Consider the following 16878-nt stretch of genomic DNA (forward strand, 5'->3'; position numbering starts at 1 on the left):
ACCGCCTCGGGATGTATCTTGTTCCCTATAGGCGAATAATACCTTGCTTGTCTTCCTTTTCAACGACAGATTTCAAGCATCGTTTTTAAATCGACTGTTATTTATCGCCAACAAGGGAAGGCGTGAGAAAAAATAGTCACTTCTTTTAACAATAAAGTCGTTATAGGCACGAAGCAGTATCCCTTTGTCTTGTTCTGCCAAACCCAGGTAGTATTTTCGGAAGGGAGATTCCAAGGAAATGCGTTTAAGGATTCTTTTTGCTTCATCCATGTCTCCTCTGGCAATTGCCAAATGAGCTTGTTCACTTGGATCAGTAGTGGTGACTCCATCAACAACTCCAAAATGAGCCGAAATGAATGGGTAGTTTTGTTGTTCTATTGCCCTGATAAGAGTGGTTTTGTTATAGAGAGTGGCGATTCGTTTAGCTTCCTCCAAGTGATAGATACATTGGAGATAGTTTTCATATAAGTAACTCAAGCCAAGATGCATGTGAATATTCGCTTTTCTTTCCTGGCAATAAGGATAAGTTAAAACTTGGAATGCATACTTTCTTGCCAAAATTAACTCGTTTCTTTTCCAGTAGTATGTAAATAAGGTCTCATTGAGGCGGACGAAAAAGAGTGAGGTTAAAAAGGGATCTTCTATCTCGCTGATGAGTTCAGACTGGTGGTCAAGATAATCACCCAGTTTTTCAAATTCATTTAAGTCATAGTAGAGATAGATTTTCATAAAGCCAACTAAACAGTTCAGTTCCGCTATGTTCGTTTTCAAATGATGTACTTCTTCCAGCAGCTCATGTTTCGGCTTTGCACTTTGCTTGCGAAGGACGAAGAGTTCATAGAGGTAGGCCCATTTCCGATTAATTGGATTAACGCTTTGTTTATTTTGTAGAAGTAAAATGTCCAGTTCCTGAAAGAAACCATTCATATAAAGAAATTCCATGCCAGTCCTTTTCACATAGTCGGATGTCGAACCCATGCAAAAAAGCTTCGTCATATGAACGACCTCGTCTTCCGTGTAATCCATACGGATAGTATTTACATAGTCTTCTATGGTCATGTGTTTGTTTAACATGGGTTTCTCAACGACCCTTTCAATAAATTTACTTCGGGAAGGGCTTCCCGTCATGGCATACCTCCTTCTTTCCTTTCAAGATGTGAGTTAACTTGTCATCTTTATTTAATTATCGCATAAATATTACGTTTTTCAACAGGAAAATACGAACATTAGTTCGACATTATATTACAAAATATTACAAATTTCTGACTTTTTCTACAATTACAGATAGGTCTTTTTACGCAGAAAAAAACCCCGGGGATTTTTCCGGGGTTTTCACTTTATGCGTTGGCCATCGCTGCGGAAGATTCACGATCTCCCGCCGATGACTCTTCCGTTGCGCTGCTGTCGTCGTTATTTTCCTTGTCTTGCTCCGAATCTGTCTCTTGTTCATCAGACGGAGTATTTTCACTTTCGTCTGTCGAAGCATCCTGCTCATTGTCAGTTTCTTCGTCTGCAGAAGCATCACTTTCTTTCGTGCTGTCTTCAGCAGACTCAGCTTTCAGCTCATTAAGCTGGCGGTTGAAGTACGATTCCGGATTGACCGGAGTATCACCCTGCCGCAGTTCAAAGTGTACATGTGTACCGCTTGCCTGGCCGAACAGGTTTTTACCGGCTTTTCCGATAACGTCGCCTTGTTGGACCTTGGCTCCTGCTTCTACTGCCACCTCTTCCAGACTAGCATAGTAGGTAGTGACTTCGTTCTCGTGGGAAAGCTTGACTACGTTACCCAAAAGCGGGTCTTCTTTGACCTCCACAACCTCTCCGCTCAGGGAAGCAGTAACATCGAAGCTTTCTCCTTCTGCTGCAGCAATATCGACACCGGTGCTTTGATAGTACTTATTGTTGTATAGTACAAGTGCTTTTTCTTGATCTTCACTATCTGCACTATAGTCATAAAACTTCGTTACAATCTCGGCTTGTGCTTCTTCCTGCACCGGCATTTTTATCACTTCCTGCTGCTCCAACACTGGTTCGGCATCTTCGCCCATGTCAAATGGATTCTCGGAAATGCTGTCCATCTCAGAATCATTTTCTGCCTGCTCAGGGGTTTCCAGACTTTGATACCATAAAACTCCTGTTAAAAGCAAGGCAGCCATCGTCAAGTAAAGTGCCGGGAAAAACCATTTCTTTCGAAAGATACGTTTCCATCCATTTTTTGAAACGTTCTTGTTTTCCTCTCTCATTGATCATCACCTCAGCTACCATTCTGAGCAGAAAATGAGAGATATATACATTTTAAAAAAATTTTTTAGTAATTAATGTTCGACAAATTCCAGATATTATACATCAAACAGGAAATAAGGGGATAGAAAAGGGGGGAGGGGGACTGACCCCAATTCCGTATTCCAGCCGGGAAGCGATGATTGGGGGGACAGTCCCCTCAAAGAGTTTTAGTGTCTATTTCACTCGGCGATTGGCAACTCATAGCCGGAATGGCAGCATTTTCGGTTTTGTGGGGACTGTCCCCAAAATGGTTGCCGCTTAGGTTTTACTCGGAATGGGGTCAGTCCCCGGTTTTCTCTTATTACTATATTTCTCTTGATTTTCACGTTCGGAGGGACTGACCCCCTATCTTGCTGACCCCTATGAAACCCTATCCAGAATTTTCAAGAGTTGGATGCGAGTTGCGGGGCGGTTTGGTCGATGTTGTTGATGTCTGCACCTTTGTAATAGTATTGCAGGATTTGTTTATAGGTTTTGCCTTCTTTGGCCATGCCGTTGGCACCGTATTGACTCATTCCGATGCCATGGCCATACCCTTTGGTGGTGAAAATCAAATGGTCTTTCTTTTGCTCGACTTCAAAGTCGCTAGAACGGAGTGCGAGTTTTTCACGGACTTCTCTTCCAGAGAACGATTCTCCCCCGATCGTAATCGAGGCGACTCGATGGCTCTCTGTCCTATCGATTTCAGCTGCAGCTGCCGCATTGCTGTCTATCTTGATACCAAGTGCTTGTTCCACTTCCTGAGTAGTGAAGATTTGCTGATCTAGATACTTTGGTGACTCTTTATCCCATGGACTGGCGACGCTTCGTAAATAAGGGAGCTCACCTTCCCAGTAGTTTTCCGAGTCTTCGGTGTAACCATTGCTGGTCGAGAAAAAGGCTGGTGTAATCGGCTGGTCTTCATAGGTGACGATTTCACCTTTGGTTGCCGCGACTGCCTCGGTGATTTTTTCCATCTTCCATGTGTAATCGGAACTCCAAACTTCACGCAGTTCTTCTTCACTTTTGTACACTTGATGCTGAACAGTATCCGTAACATCGGCACCTTTCGGGTTTTCATCCGGGTCAAGCGTCAAGTGGTTGACGATATACGTTCTTGCTGCCAACGCTTGCGCTTTCAACGCTTCCAGTTCAAATTCTGCCGGCATTTCCGATGCCACTACGCGGGTGACATACTCTTCAAGAGGAACGGTTTCTACCTCTTCTGTGTTGGAGCGATACACCTTCACCGCAAACGGGGAATCCTCTTTCTTAAGGCTAACCTGTTCTGCTTCAGGTTGTTTGTCGATGGATTGTTTTGCTGTACCGCCAGCCTGGATAAACGGAGCTACAATTAACGTCGGCACCACTAAGATGATAGTGATCAGGCTGGCTGCTACAATCATGCTAGGACCTCTCCATTTGATGGTCGATGCTTGCTTTGATTTCTTCATTGGCGGCCTCCTTTTCTAGTTTGTCTACTAACTAATCTATACAGGAAGGAAAAACAATAGAACTATTTTTTTGCCGCTTGCGGTCATACTGATAGATTGTCCTATTTCGATGGAAGGAGAGTAGCCGAGAATGATTTTGGCGATCAGACTGTACTGTTGAAACCAGTATGGTACCTGTAACTCATGGTTGGACTTAAAGTGGTGATTCTTCATAAATAATGCTTTCCAGTGTTTTATCGCGAATACCGGTGGCTGGACTGCCAATCGCCAGACCTTTTTTAAATGACTAGAGGAACGTCTCTTGCTTTCTCCTCTGGGCTTTGCACTTCAGTGCCCAGTTCGCTGTTCACAAGCAGATGAATGCCTTTCCCCCAAGCAGACGGGAGATGGGCTGGAGTCATACAAATCACTTACCGATACTGGTTTCACAGCAAAACCCCGTCTCTGATCAGACGGGGTTTTGCTGGTGCTTAATGCAGCACCGTTTCTTTTATCGGTGTTTTATTCTTGATGTCTTCGTTATATAAATGGCAGGCAACATAATGATTTTCTTCGATTTCCTGCCAAACTGGATCGATTTTGGCGCAAGCTTCCATGGCAAACGGGCATCGGGTCCGGAATACACAGCCACTCGGCGGATTGATGGGGCTTGGGAGTTCTCCTTCCAGGATCATCCGTTCACGTCCTTCTTCCACGTCGGGATCGGGAATCGGGATTGCGGAAAGCAACGCTTGTGTATAGGGGTGAAGCGGACGCTTATATAAGTCGCTTGCTTTGGTCAATTCGACCATATTGCCTAAATACATAACGCCGATCCGGTCGGAAATATGCTTGACCATCGACAGGTCGTGGGCAATAAACAAATACGTCAGCCCTTTTTCCTTTTGCAGCTTGCGGAGAAGGTTGACGACCTGAGCCTGTACGGAAACGTCGAGAGCGGAAATCGGCTCATCGGCAATGATGAATTCAGGATCAAGGGCCAGGGCCCTGGCAATGCCGATTCGCTGTCGCTGCCCACCACTGAACTCATGGGGATAACGGTTGGCATGGTCCCGGCTGAGTCCCACTTCCTCCAGAAGCTGATACACCCGGTCTAGCCGCTCTTTCTTGTCCGGGTATAATCCATGAATCTCCATCGGCTCGGAAATGATTTCTTTGACGGTGGATCGGGGATTCAACGAAGCATATGGATCTTGGAAAATCATCTGCATGCTGCGATGGAAGTCGAAGGTTTCCGTATCTTTCAACTCATGAACGTTTTTTTCGTTGAACACAACTTCTCCGGCCGTACGGTCATACAGTCCCATGATGGTACGGCCGATAGTCGATTTGCCACAGCCCGACTCGCCGACAAGGCCGAATGTTTCTCCTTCAATCACATCAAAACTGACATCGTCGACCGCCTTCAAGGTTTCATCCTTTCCGACTTGAAAATATTTTTTCAGCTTGTTCACTTGCAGCTTTTTGGTTTGTTTCATAGTGTCCCCTCCGTCTTTTTCCAATACCGTCGGGCCCCGCATAGCTCTTTTTCATAGACGGTGCCGGCCAAAGTTGTGATTTCGATGGACTTTCCAGTCGTCGGAGAATGGATCATTTTGCCGTTGCCATAATAAATCCCGACATGGTGCAGGGCGCCTTTACCTTCTTCGTATGCGAAAAACAACAAATCTCCTGGCAGCAAGTGATCGACTGCGATTTCCTCTCCTCCTAGTGCGGCCTGGTCTGAAGCGTCTCTGGGGATTTGGTATCCATTGGCCTTGTGCATATTGTAGCTAAAGCCGGAGCAATCATAGCCATAGGCGCTCATTCCGCCCCACAAGTATTCCAATCCGATAAAAGCTTCTCCGGTCCTGACAATGTCGCTGCCGTTACCTTGTATCACTCCTTTTTCATCCGGTATGATTTCCACATCCGATTTGTCCAAATATCCTGCGGTCGCATCCGGCAGCAGGACTTTTGCTTGAGAATCTGTCAATCCGAGGAGCGGCAGTGCCGTCAAATAACTCAGTTCCAGCAGGAAATTCTCTTTTTCATCATATAAAGGGACCAGTTTGCCGGAAACAATCGCCTTTCCTTTCACCTGTCTTGCATTTGGTTGCGGTTGAGCCTGACAAGCTGGTATCCAGCCGGGATAACCTCGGGAATCTTTTTTAGATGGCTGAGTCGGTATGATCACCCGCAGCCAATCCTGTTTCTCCTCCAGCACGATTACTTCTTCTCCGTATAGCAATTGGGATTGAACCAAATTTTGTTCACACAAGTCAAGCCGTGTCTGGTAGCTCAAACGAGTCAGCCAGGCTGGCAAATCTACCGGATTGCGGATACCTGGTTCATCCACCTCACGCGGCGCTTCCGGATTTGTCCATAAAGTAGCCACCGGCACATTGATTATCCACCTGTCTTGTTGCATGATTAACGCACCTCCTCGCTTTCCTTTGCCAGTTTCACCTGTTGAATGCCCAATCCTGTCTCTTCTGGTAATCGAATGATTTTCCCATCATATTCAATCCCTCCGGTGACGGCATCTTGCTCCAACATCAAAGGCGCGTCAAAATCGAAACGGGTGATATTCGGTTGACTTGCCGCCAAATGGGCCGCTGCCGTAATACCCAATTTTGTCTCGATCATACTGCCGATCATGCATTCCATTCCATAGGATGCAGCCAACTTGGCAATTTTCAACCCGTTATGAATACCGCCTGCCTTCATCAGTTTAATGTTGATCAGGTCGGCGCAGTGTGACGACAATATTTCCCTGGCATCTTCCGGAGAAAAAACACTTTCATCCGCCATGATCGGTGTGTCCACATGGTCTGTGACGAACTTGAGCCCGACAATATCTCCCGCTTTCACTGGCTGTTCGACCAGTTCAATATCGAGCCCTCCTTCTTCCATTTTCCGGATTGCTGTGACTGCCTCTTTTGCACGCCATCCTTGATTGGCGTCGAGCCTGATCAGAATGCTGTATCCAACACGGTCACGAATCGACTGGATTCGCCGGATGTCGGTTTCGATATCATCCTTCCCGACTTTCACTTTCAGACAGGTGAACCCCTGTGCGATGTAACGTGCCGCATCTTCTGCCATTTCTTCCGGTGTATTGACACTGACTGTATAGTCCGTTTCCAATTGATTGCGGTATCCGCCGAGCAATTGATAAAGCGGCAAACCGCAGTGTCTGGAAAAACAATCATAGACCGCCATATCCACGGCTGCTTTGGCACTCGTATTGCCTACCATACATTGATCAAGCGTTTGAAAAACATCTTCCATGGCCAATAGCGACTTGCCGATAAGCGCAGGCGCAATGACTTTTTCGACTGCATACTGAATCCCAGCAAGACTGTCTCCCGTAATCACGTGGGTGGGCGGCGCTTCCCCCCATCCTGTCGTGCCGTCTGAACAAGTCACTTTGACATAGATTGATTCGGCAATGGTGACGGTCCTTAACGCTGTCTTAAACGGTTTTTTCAAGGGAACGGCTACGCTCGCCGTCTTAATCGATTGTATATTCATTTGGTTGATACCTCCCTGTCCCTCCCCATAATCATCGTACTCCCGGTTCGATGGCCAGCGTCTTGCCACTGGAGGATAAATTCGCCTGGACCCCCAGTGGAACTGCCACATGCGGCTGACAGTGACCTATTCGGAATCCTTTTACGACTGGAATCCCCAAATCGGCTAAATAATCATTCAGTACTTGTTCTAGCGTCAAAGAGTTTTTCCGTTTTTTTGGTACAGCATTTTTGAAATCCCCGACCACGATACCGGCCGCCTGCTCTAACTTCCCGGCCAATCGCAGCTGGTTGAGCATGCCGTCAATCCGGTATGGTTCCTCATCGATATCTTCGATCAACAGCAATTTTCCAGCCGTCTCGATTTCATACGGTGTTCCTAACGTGCTGCACAGCAAACTTAAGTTCCCCCCTGTAAGTTCGCCCTGAGCCTCTCCCTCCGCAATCACTTCTAACGGGGCGATTTCCTCTGAATACAAAATCTTTGTTGGTTCAAAAAGCTGGTTGAACATTTGCCGGGAGAGGGGGTCAAATTCTGCTTCCCCGATATCTGAGCTAACCATCGGTCCGTGAAAGGTGACCATATCGGAACATTGTTGAAATGCAGTATGTAAAAAAGTAATATCACTATAGCCCCAAAACACCTTGGGATTGGCGGCGATCAGCTGATAATCGATTTTGTCGGCGATTCTCGCCGTCCCGTAACCTCCGCACATACATATGATACCGGCTATTCGCGGGTCTCTGAACATCTCATGTAATTCTGTCAGGCGATTTGCATCTGTCCCTGCCAGATAACCGTATCTATCATTGCTGTGTTCTCCAATTTTCACGTTCAATCCCAATGATTCAATAAAGGCTATGCCTTTTTCGAGATTGGCCGGGTTGGGTGGACTGGCTGGAGCGATCAGGCCTACGGTATCGCCTGCCTTCAAACGGTTTGGTAACTTCATGACTTCCTCCTCTTCCACCGGCGGACACTGCTGAAGCTTCCCGAGCATCTCACCGTACGGTTGTTGTCAAACCATTCTTTACCTTGTTGCAAGAAAAGGCCAATACCGGCCAGCCTGGCGGATGATCGAATCCCTTTATTCCAGGCCGGGCAGTATTGAGCCAAATCTCATTAGCTATAAGGATATCCGTTAGTTTTTGTCAGCCCACTTCAGTTCCATATAACCTACAGGGTGACGGACAATTCCGGATACATTATCTTTATGCAAGAACACTTGATTGTAGAAATTGACCGGTACAATCGGCATTTCCTCAAACAATACTTTTTCCGCTTCGTACATCAACTCCCAACGTTTTTCTTCGTCTGCTTCCTCCTTGGCCCGGGCAATCAAATCGTCGTATTTTTCATTTGACCAACCGGTCCGGTTCATCGAAGAATCTGTGACGAAGCTTTCCAGGAAGTTGATCGGGTCTCCATAGTCAGCCAGGAAGGAACTGCGGGAAAGCTGGTGTTTCAAATCCTTTTGGTCTTGAAGGAACACGTTCCATTCAGCATTTTCCAGAGTGATTTCAATTCCAAGATCCTGTTGGAAGCGCTGCTGGACGGTTTCTGCTATTTTCTTGTTGTCATCGCTTGTGTTATAAGTCAATGTAATCGGGGGAAGTTCATCATAGCCTTCTTCTTCCATTCCTTCTTCCAACAGCTTTTTCGCTTGTTCCGGGTCATATTCTACCAAGTCACCATTTGTTTCACGGAAATCATTTCCGGAAGGATCTTCAAATCCGTATGAAACAAAACCGCGAGCCGGTTTTTCACCTTTTTTCGTAACGTATTCAACAATTTCATCCTGGTTGACCGCCATGGCCAGGGCTTTACGGATTTTTACATTCTGGAACGGTTCCTTGTTGACATTGAACCGGTAGAACTGTGTGCCAGCCTGCGGGTCGATGACCACTTGATCGCTGTCGAGCAGATCTTCAGCCAAATCAGCCGGTATCTCCGAGGTGTCCAAATCGCCGCTTTCAAACATTTGATATTCCGTGTTTGTTTCATTTACCATGGCCCAATGTACTTCATCCAGTTTGACGGTGTCTTTATCCCAGTACTGGTCGTTTTTCACCATGGTAAAGTCGCTATCATGGTTCCACTCACTCAGTTTGAACGGTCCGTTGGCGACAAATGTGTCCGCTTCTGCATACCATTCCGGATTTTCTTCTGCCACAGCCTTGTTGACAGGGAAAAACGCCGGGTTGGAAATGACATTAAGGAAAAAGCCTGTCGGTGCTTCCAGTGTCACTTTGAATGTCTTCTCGTCCACTGCTTCCAATCCTAAGTCATCAGCGCTTCCTTCCCCACTGTTGAACGCTTCTCCCCCTTGGATGAAATATCCGAGAAATGCAGAAGAGAAGCCTTCCTCCGGATCAAGCAGCCGGGTCCATGCGTAAACAAAGTCATCGGCCGTCACGTCATCGCCATTCGACCACTTGGCGTTGTCCCGGATATGGAAGGTATATTCTAATCCATCATCAGAGATATCCCAGGATTCCGCTGTTGCCGCTTGTGGCTTATGGTCCTGACCCAATCGGGTGAGTCCTTCCATCAGGTTGTTCAATGACTGCCAAGAGGCTGCGTCGAATCCTTCCGGCGGATCGAAGGATGTCGGTTCCACCCCGTTGTTCAGACGAAGCACCTTGTCTCCGCTGTTTTCACTTGTTCCTTCTTCTGTCGTCCCTGTCTGATCTCCTGAATCCTGATCCTCTTCGCCTGCGCTTTCATTGGCCGTACAAGCGGCCAAAACGAACACTGCCAGCAATACAAATAAAATCGACAAGCCCTTCTTCATGTAAATCCCCCTTTTTTTGGTTACTTTCTTGTCCCTGCCATGGTAGAGACTAGCTGTGCCCTTTGATCCTGCAGCCAGCAGTCCACATCGTGCGTACTGCTGAGTGATGCTGAATCGGGATACACTTTATCACACACCTCCATCGCAAACGGACACCTTGCAGTAAAAGGGCATCCTTGCGGGGGTGAGAATAAATCAGGTGGTGTTCCGTCGATCGGAATAAGATCATCTTCTTCTATATCCAACCGTGGAACGGAATTTAGCAATCCTTTTGTATATGGATGCTGGGGTTCATAAAATATTTCCCGCTTGGTTCCGACTTCGATTATTTTACCTGCATACATGACCGCAATCCTGTCGGCGATTTTGGCAACAACCCCGAGGTCATGGGTGATCAGAATAATCGATACTCCTGTCCGTTCCTGGATTTTCCCGAACAACTCCAAAATTTGCGCTTGTATTGTGACGTCAAGCGCAGTCGTCGGTTCGTCGGCTATCAACAAATCAGGGTCACAAATCAACGCCATGGCAATGACTACCCGTTGCCGCATACCTCCGCTGAACTGATGCGGATATTGCTTCAGCCGCTCTTCAGGACTCGGAATCCCGACAAGGTTCATCATTTCCAACGCCCGCTCTTTTGCCTCCCGTCCGGATATATCCTTATGCTGCTTCAACCCTTCCGTCAGCTGATTGCCGATGGTCAGTGTCGGATTAAGTGCCGTCATAGGGTCTTGGAAAATCATCGAAATATCGACACCGCGTATTGTCCGCATTTCTTTTTCAGAAACAGTAGTCAAGTCTCGGCCCCGGTAAACAATCGAACCATTCGCGATTCGCCCGGGTGGCGTAGGAATCAAGCGCATGATGCTGTTGGATGTTACACTTTTTCCACAGCCGGATTCGCCGACAATGGCCAAAGTCTCCCCTTTTTTCAAATCGAAATTGACACCACGGACCGCCTTTACTTCCCCACCGTATGTTTTGAAGGTTACATGCAAGTCTTTTACCTCTAGTATTTTATCCATTGTTGTCACTCCCTGAGTTTCGGATCCAGGGCATCCTGAAGTCCGTCTCCTAACACATTAAAAGCAAACATCGTCAATGAGATAAATAACGCCGGAAAGAACAGGCGCCACCAGTCTCCTGACAGAATGGTGGACAGGGCATCATTCGCCATCACACCCCAACTGGCGTACGGCGCCTGGATTCCCAGTCCCAAAAAGCTTAAAAATGCTTCTGCAAATATAGCCGTCGGCACGGTCAACGTCATCTGGACAATAATCGGTCCCATCGTGTTAGGCAAAAGGTTTTTGCGGATGATCCGCCATGATTTGGCACCGAACGACTGGGAAGCCAGTACAAACTCGTGGTTTTTCAGTTGCAGTACCTGTCCCCTTACGATCCGGGCCATGCCGACCCATCCGGTGACACTCAATGCAACGATGATCGTTGCCAGACTTGGCCCCATGACAACAAGCAACAAAATGACGACCAGCAAATACGGCAAACCATAAAGAATTTCAATAATCCGCATCATAATGTTATCGGCACGGCCGCCTTTGTAACCAGATATCCCGCCGTAAACGACCCCAATGAAGAAATCAATCAGGGCTGCCATCAGTCCGACAAACAAGGAAATCCTCGCCCCGTACCAGGTTCTGGTAAAAACATCACGCCCCAGTTCATCAGTACCGAACCAGTGCTCCGCGGATGGAGCCATATTCTGATTTGGAGGATTGATTTCCCTTACAGAATAAGGGGAAAAAATCGGTCCAAAAATTGCCAGCAGGGCGAGGAAAATCAAAAAGATCAATCCTCCCATGGCAAGCTTGTTTTTGACGAGTCGCTGCCAGGCATCACTCCAGTATGACAGCGACGGTCGGGAGACCTTCTCTGCATCTTGCCCATTTTTATCAAGCGGGCGAAACCATTCGTCCGGGATACCTGCAGACTGCGGTTCTTTTGGTTTTTCCGCCAGACTCATGTCATTCCGCCTCCTTTTTATGCAGTTTGATCCTTGGATCCAAAATACCGTAAGCAATATCCACGAGGAAAAGCATGATGATCAGGAAAGCACTGTAAAATACGGTTGTCCCCATAATCACCGGGTAGTCCCGATTATTGATACTTTCGACAAAATACTTGCCCATTCCGGGAATCGCGAATATTTTCTCTAAGACAAAGGTACCCGTCAAAATACCCGCCAATAACGTGCCCAAAATCGTCACGACAGGCATCAAGGCATTTTTCAAAGCATGCTTAAAGACGATTTTATACGGTGACAACCCTTTTGCTCTGGCCATTTTGATATAATCCTGTGTCAGCACTTCGAGCATGCTCGACCTGGTCAACCGGGCGATGATAGCCATCGGCCCTGTCGCCAAGGCGATTACCGGAAGAATCATGTGCTTCGGGCTGCTCCAGGTGGCCGCCGGGAGGATTTTCCACGTAACGGCAAACGATTGAATCAGCTGGGTGGCCAAAATAAAATTGGGAATCGAGATTCCGAGCACGGCAATCGCCATTGCAGCATAATCAATGATCCCGTTATGGCGGAGGGCCGCGATGATTCCGAGCAATATTCCGGAAATAATCGCCACGATCACGGATACCAATCCAAGTTCCAGGGAAATCGGAAAACCTCTACCGAGCAAATCATTGACCGTTGAAGTCGGCTGCTTGATCGATGGTCCAAAATCAAAGGTGACAATCGATTTTAAGTAAAGCAGGTATTGGATATACATTGGTTCATCCAGATGGTAGTGAGCCTCCAAATTGGCCTGCACCGCTTCACTCGTCCCCCTCTCCTGGTTGAACGGAGAACCGGGAATCGCATGCATCAAAACAAACGTCAAGGTGACGATGATTAAAATGGTGACCAGCATGATCAGAAATCGTTTCGCTATGTATCGCAGCATGGCTTCCCTCCTAACTGAACGTCGTGCGCATCGCCAGTTCGGTCATGACCAGCATCGCCTGATACGCTTCGAGAATGCTTTTGGCCGGAAATCTGACGGTAGTAGTTCCAGGTTCGATTTCTGTCCCAGGCATCAAGTTGGCCCATTCCGCCTGGCCATAATTGGTGAATTCGATCCGCAGCACCGGATTGTCCGGAGGTGTGAGCGGCTTGACATTCTGTCGGTTTTCCAGGGCTGCGCCCGCCTGCCTTTGCAGCAGCTCTCCCGCCTTTTTCGGGGAAAGGGTTTTGACCGCAGACCGGGAGATTGTTGTTTTGACCGGGGCTGTGACAATGTTCGGGATAAGCTGCTCTGCTTCTTGGCAGGCACAGTCATCTCCTGCCACCATTAAAACTGGCACGCCGTAGTATCCCGCCACAAAGGCATTGAATCCCAGTTCGCCGACAGGCTGGTCGTTGATGAAGAAATTGCGGACTCCGAACGTCATCGAATGAGACATCACGCCTCTTTGTCCTGCACGGGCGTGATAGCCGAGAAACATTGCTCCTATGTAACTGTCATCTAAATTTTGTACCATAGAAAAGGGTTTTACATCGCCTGTTATGAGTGATGCTTCTGGATGGATTGCGTCAATTAAGAGGTTGTTCATTTTGGAGTGGCTGTCATTGACTACTATTTCGTCACAGCCAAATTCACTTGCAGCTTCGATTACATGGTTGGCTTCTTCTGTCATGATTTTGCGGGCGCGTTCATAATTGTGCTTGTCTGAGTCAACGAAGGTTTGATCCGGCAGCCCGGTTATTCCCTCCATATCCACTGATAAGAAAAGTTTCATTTACCCTGCTCCTTCTTTTGGTGTAAAAGCATAGAAATGGAAATCCTTACATAGACATGATTTTAACACAATTTTATAAAAATTTAAACAATTCTTTCGATTCTTCTGTCAAGGGGCTTGTTTATTTTTGGATAGCTGCAAAAATTCGCCTTTTGGGGAATAAATGGAATCCTGGAGGGCGTTAAGACGTTTTATCACAGCACACTCGCATAGTGAACATTCACTTAAGGAAAGAGACTTCTTGATTGTGAAAAACCCACTAAGGGCGTTCTAATAACCAAAAAAGCAGACCAGAAGGAATACCCGAAGACTCATGCAAGAGGAGATGCCTCAAAGAGACCCACAGAGCGTTAACCGGAGGAGGCACAGAAACCGACCGAAGAAAGCGCAATATTACTACGAGGACAGTTCTGCCTCCTTTCTTAAGGATAAAATTTTCACCACATAAAGCATGTTATTTCCACGGTAATATCGCCATGTTAAAACTCGTTTAGAACGCTCGTCCTTTCCGGACACAAAAAAAGCGATCCTGTCCGGATAGCCCGCTGAATCGTTCATTGAACAACACAGCAGTTCCTTTCAGAATCGCTCTTTCATTCTATTAGTTAGGATGATACAGAGGTTTGATGCTGTTGATCGGCACTGACAATCACTTCGCCATCGTCAGTGACACGTTCGATATCCGCTCCCAACGAAGCGAACTTTTCAGCCAAGTTGACATAGCCACGATCGATATGCTTCAATTCGGTAACGCGCGTATAACCTTCTGCTGTCAAACCGGCTAGTATGAGAGCGGCACCTGCACGTAAATCGGTTGCAGCCACTTCTGCCCCCTGTAGCTCGACAGGACCTTCCACAATGACGCTTCTGCCTTCGATTTTCAATTTCGCATTCATGCGACGGAATTCTTCTACGTGCATAAAACGATTCTCAAACACTGTTTCGGTAATCACACTGGTGCCTTCTGCTCTTAACATCAAGGCCATCATTTGCGATTGCATGTCTGTCGGAAAACCTGGATGCGGAAGTGTCTTGATGTCGGTAGCCTTCAGCTTTTCCGGGCCGATGACACGCAGACCGTCTTCCTCTTCTTTGATATATACACCCATTTCCTCCATTTTGGAAACCAGTGAGCGCAAATGGTCCGCTTCTGCACCTCTTACTAAAACGTTACCGCCGGTAATCGCAGCGCCGACCATAAAGGTTCCTGCTTCGATCCGATCGGGAATGATCGTATGCTCGACTCCGTGCAAGGTGGAAACTCCTTCGATACGGATTGTTTCCGTTCCTGCACCGATTACTTTGGCACCCATTTTATTTAGGAAATTAGCAAGATCGACAATTTCCGGTTCCTTGGCACAGTTTTCCAATATTGTTTTACCTTCCGCAAGTGCTGCAGCCATCATGATGTTTTCGGTAGCTCCGACGCTTGGCACATCCAAATAAATTTTTGCGCCTTGCAGCCTGCCTTGTGAATGGACTTCGACAAAGCCATTGCCTACATGGACTTTTGCCCCCATCGCTTCAAAACCTTTTAAATGCAAGTCAATCGGCCGGGAACCAATGGCACAGCCCCCCGGCATCGCTACTTTAGCATGGCCGTATCTGGCCAAAAGTGGTCCTAACACAAGGACAGAGGCTCTCATTTTTCTGACGAATTCGAATGGGGCTTCCGTCTTAAGTGGTTTCGTTGCGTCTACTGTAACGGTGTTATTTGAAATGCTGATATCTGCATTCATATTGCTTAGTACTTCTTTTATCGTGTTAACATCTGCTAGTGCTGGTACTTCATGAATCGTGCTGGTTCCTTCGCTTGCAATTATACTTGCTGCGATGACAGGCAGTACGGCATTTTTGGCACCTTCTACTTTCACGGTACCATTTAGCTGCCTCCCACCACGGACGATGATTTTTTCCACTGCTCATTCTCCTCTGCGTCCAATTTCACTATATTAATATTCAGTAATTATGATAGGTGTTCCTATTGTCATGGTAGTATTGCCACTCGCATCTTCACGAGCAGCTAGCTGGATATTCATTAGGCTGTCCTTGCCGGGGATGGTTTGTTCCCAATAAGGGGTATAACCCGACAGAACGGTGAAATCTTTTTCCTGTATGCGATCTAGTGCTTGAACATTCAATTTTTCTACAAATTTTTCAAAAAAATAAACCTTATTCATTTTATCATCTGACAGTAGTGTCAGACAAGCAAATTTTTTTACATTTGTAGTAAATAATGCTTTAGTCACACTCTCCGATTTAGCATGGTAGTAAGACTTTGTCTGTTCATTCCACCTTTCACCCGTAAGTGAATAGCTGATTTGGATACCACCTTGTTCATTTTTAGGCACAATCATGATAAAGGTTTCGGTCGATTGCGTTTTTTTATGGAGGTTGCTGGCAGTCCATTTTTCTGCCTGGCTCGTTTCCTCTCTATTAATGTCGGACGCAGGGAAATAGCTTTCTAGTTTTCTAGCAATCTCGTGGGCACGGTTTCTGTCCAGTTCATCTTTCATGACTATCTGCCACTTTTCCAGCGGGAGTTGCTCCTGTTCTGCCAATTGGATCAATTGCTCGATTGGTTCTTTTTGTATGGATGCATGAACGAATGATTGCAATGAAACCATGATACCTATTGTTATCACGAGAATGAACCGGATTTTCATTTATATTCTCTCCCTCAGCTTATGAATGAGTGCTTGGACTCTTTCACAAGTATTGACCGGAGAGCAAAAAAAATACGGTTCTTTTCTCGTCATGATTTGACATCCGGTTCACGTTTTCGTGAACTTCGCGTCAAAAAAGAAAGATTAGCTGCTGGGACCATTGCAAGAAGTCCAAAAAGAACCTGCTTACAGTCGTGCCAATTGCAATTGTGATAAATATCAACAAAATATTGGCTTCCATTATGCGTCCTTTTTTAATAAGAGGTTCTAAATTAATGCCTTGCAGCACCCTCCACGTGATAATGATAAAAATCAAGTGAGAAATCATACTGATAAGCGCTTCTTGGCCAAGTGATTGCATCAATTGGATCACACCTTTTCTTTTTGTTGTCGCATCGTTTATTTACTAGTAAAACATTGCCACGGACAA

16 protein-coding genes are annotated in these 16878 nt (G+C 46.5%); all 16 read right to left on the reverse strand.

Annotation, left to right across the window (positions count from 1 at the left end):
* Positions 1–72: 72 nt before the first annotated feature.
* The gene (locus F6X55_RS11730) at positions 73–1128 is read right to left on the reverse strand and encodes an AimR family lysis-lysogeny pheromone receptor (protein WP_051382148.1); all 1056 of its coding nucleotides are present in this window, start codon (positions 1126–1128) and stop codon (positions 73–75) included.
* A 209-nt stretch (positions 1129–1337) separates the two neighbouring features.
* The gene (locus tag F6X55_RS11735) at positions 1338–2243 is read right to left on the reverse strand and encodes a stage II sporulation protein SpoIIQ (protein WP_026570750.1); all 906 of its coding nucleotides are present in this window, start codon (positions 2241–2243) and stop codon (positions 1338–1340) included.
* A gap of 423 nt (positions 2244–2666) precedes the next feature.
* Complete coding sequence (gene spoIID / locus F6X55_RS11740; RefSeq protein ID WP_153463489.1) at positions 2667–3716, reverse strand: stage II sporulation protein D; 1050 nt, start codon at positions 3714–3716, stop codon at positions 2667–2669.
* A gap of 36 nt (positions 3717–3752) precedes the next feature.
* On the reverse strand, positions 3753–3929 hold the full coding sequence (locus F6X55_RS11745) for a hypothetical protein (protein WP_153463492.1): 177 nt from the start codon (positions 3927–3929) through the stop codon (positions 3753–3755).
* A gap of 257 nt (positions 3930–4186) precedes the next feature.
* Positions 4187–5194 carry an ABC transporter ATP-binding protein gene (locus tag F6X55_RS11750; RefSeq protein WP_153463494.1) on the reverse strand — a complete coding sequence of 336 codons (1008 nt, stop codon included), beginning with the start codon at positions 5192–5194 and terminating at the stop codon, positions 4187–4189.
* Entirely contained in the window at positions 5191–6126 is a 936-nt protein-coding gene (locus F6X55_RS11755; RefSeq protein ID WP_035426934.1) for a C40 family peptidase, read from the reverse strand. Before F6X55_RS11755 ends, F6X55_RS11750 begins: the two co-directional genes overlap by 4 nt.
* A 2-nt stretch (positions 6127–6128) precedes the next feature.
* Positions 6129–7232, reverse strand: coding sequence for a mandelate racemase/muconate lactonizing enzyme family protein (locus tag F6X55_RS11760; RefSeq protein ID WP_153463497.1), 1104 nt, complete (start codon positions 7230–7232; stop codon positions 6129–6131).
* 31 nt (positions 7233–7263) lie between these two features.
* On the reverse strand, positions 7264–8184 hold the full coding sequence (locus F6X55_RS11765; protein WP_026570755.1) for a S66 peptidase family protein: 921 nt from the start codon (positions 8182–8184) through the stop codon (positions 7264–7266).
* 189 nt (positions 8185–8373) lie between these two features.
* Positions 8374–10026, reverse strand: coding sequence for a peptide ABC transporter substrate-binding protein (locus tag F6X55_RS11770; RefSeq protein WP_153463501.1), 1653 nt, complete (start codon positions 10024–10026; stop codon positions 8374–8376).
* 20 nt (positions 10027–10046) lie between these two features.
* Entirely contained in the window at positions 10047–11054 is a 1008-nt protein-coding gene (locus F6X55_RS11775; RefSeq protein ID WP_026570757.1) for an ABC transporter ATP-binding protein, read from the reverse strand.
* Positions 11055–11059: 5 nt separating this feature from the next.
* Positions 11060–12013, reverse strand: a complete 954-nt coding sequence (locus tag F6X55_RS11780; RefSeq protein WP_026771875.1) for an ABC transporter permease — start codon at positions 12011–12013, stop codon at positions 11060–11062.
* Position 12014: 1 nt separating this feature from the next.
* Positions 12015–12947 (reverse strand): ABC transporter permease, encoded by a 933-nt coding sequence (locus F6X55_RS11785; protein ID WP_026771876.1) that lies wholly within the window; start codon positions 12945–12947, stop codon positions 12015–12017.
* A gap of 10 nt (positions 12948–12957) precedes the next feature.
* Positions 12958–13782 carry a M55 family metallopeptidase gene (locus F6X55_RS11790; RefSeq protein WP_026570760.1) on the reverse strand — a complete coding sequence of 275 codons (825 nt, stop codon included), beginning with the start codon at positions 13780–13782 and terminating at the stop codon, positions 12958–12960.
* Positions 13783–14387: 605 nt separating this feature from the next.
* A complete protein-coding gene (gene murA, locus F6X55_RS11795) occupies positions 14388–15701 on the reverse strand; it encodes a UDP-N-acetylglucosamine 1-carboxyvinyltransferase (RefSeq protein ID WP_153463503.1) in 1314 nt (437 codons plus the stop codon).
* Positions 15702–15734: 33 nt separating this feature from the next.
* The gene (locus F6X55_RS11800; protein ID WP_153463506.1) at positions 15735–16448 is read right to left on the reverse strand and encodes a YwmB family TATA-box binding protein; all 714 of its coding nucleotides are present in this window, start codon (positions 16446–16448) and stop codon (positions 15735–15737) included.
* Between the two features lie 130 nt (positions 16449–16578).
* Positions 16579–16809 carry a DUF1146 family protein gene (locus tag F6X55_RS11805; RefSeq protein WP_200865446.1) on the reverse strand — a complete coding sequence of 77 codons (231 nt, stop codon included), beginning with the start codon at positions 16807–16809 and terminating at the stop codon, positions 16579–16581.
* Positions 16810–16878 lie beyond the last annotated feature (69 nt).

It is taken from the genome of Sediminibacillus terrae (genome assembly GCF_009602435.1).
Taxonomy (GTDB): Bacteria; Bacillota; Bacilli; order Bacillales; family Amphibacillaceae; genus Sediminibacillus; species Sediminibacillus terrae.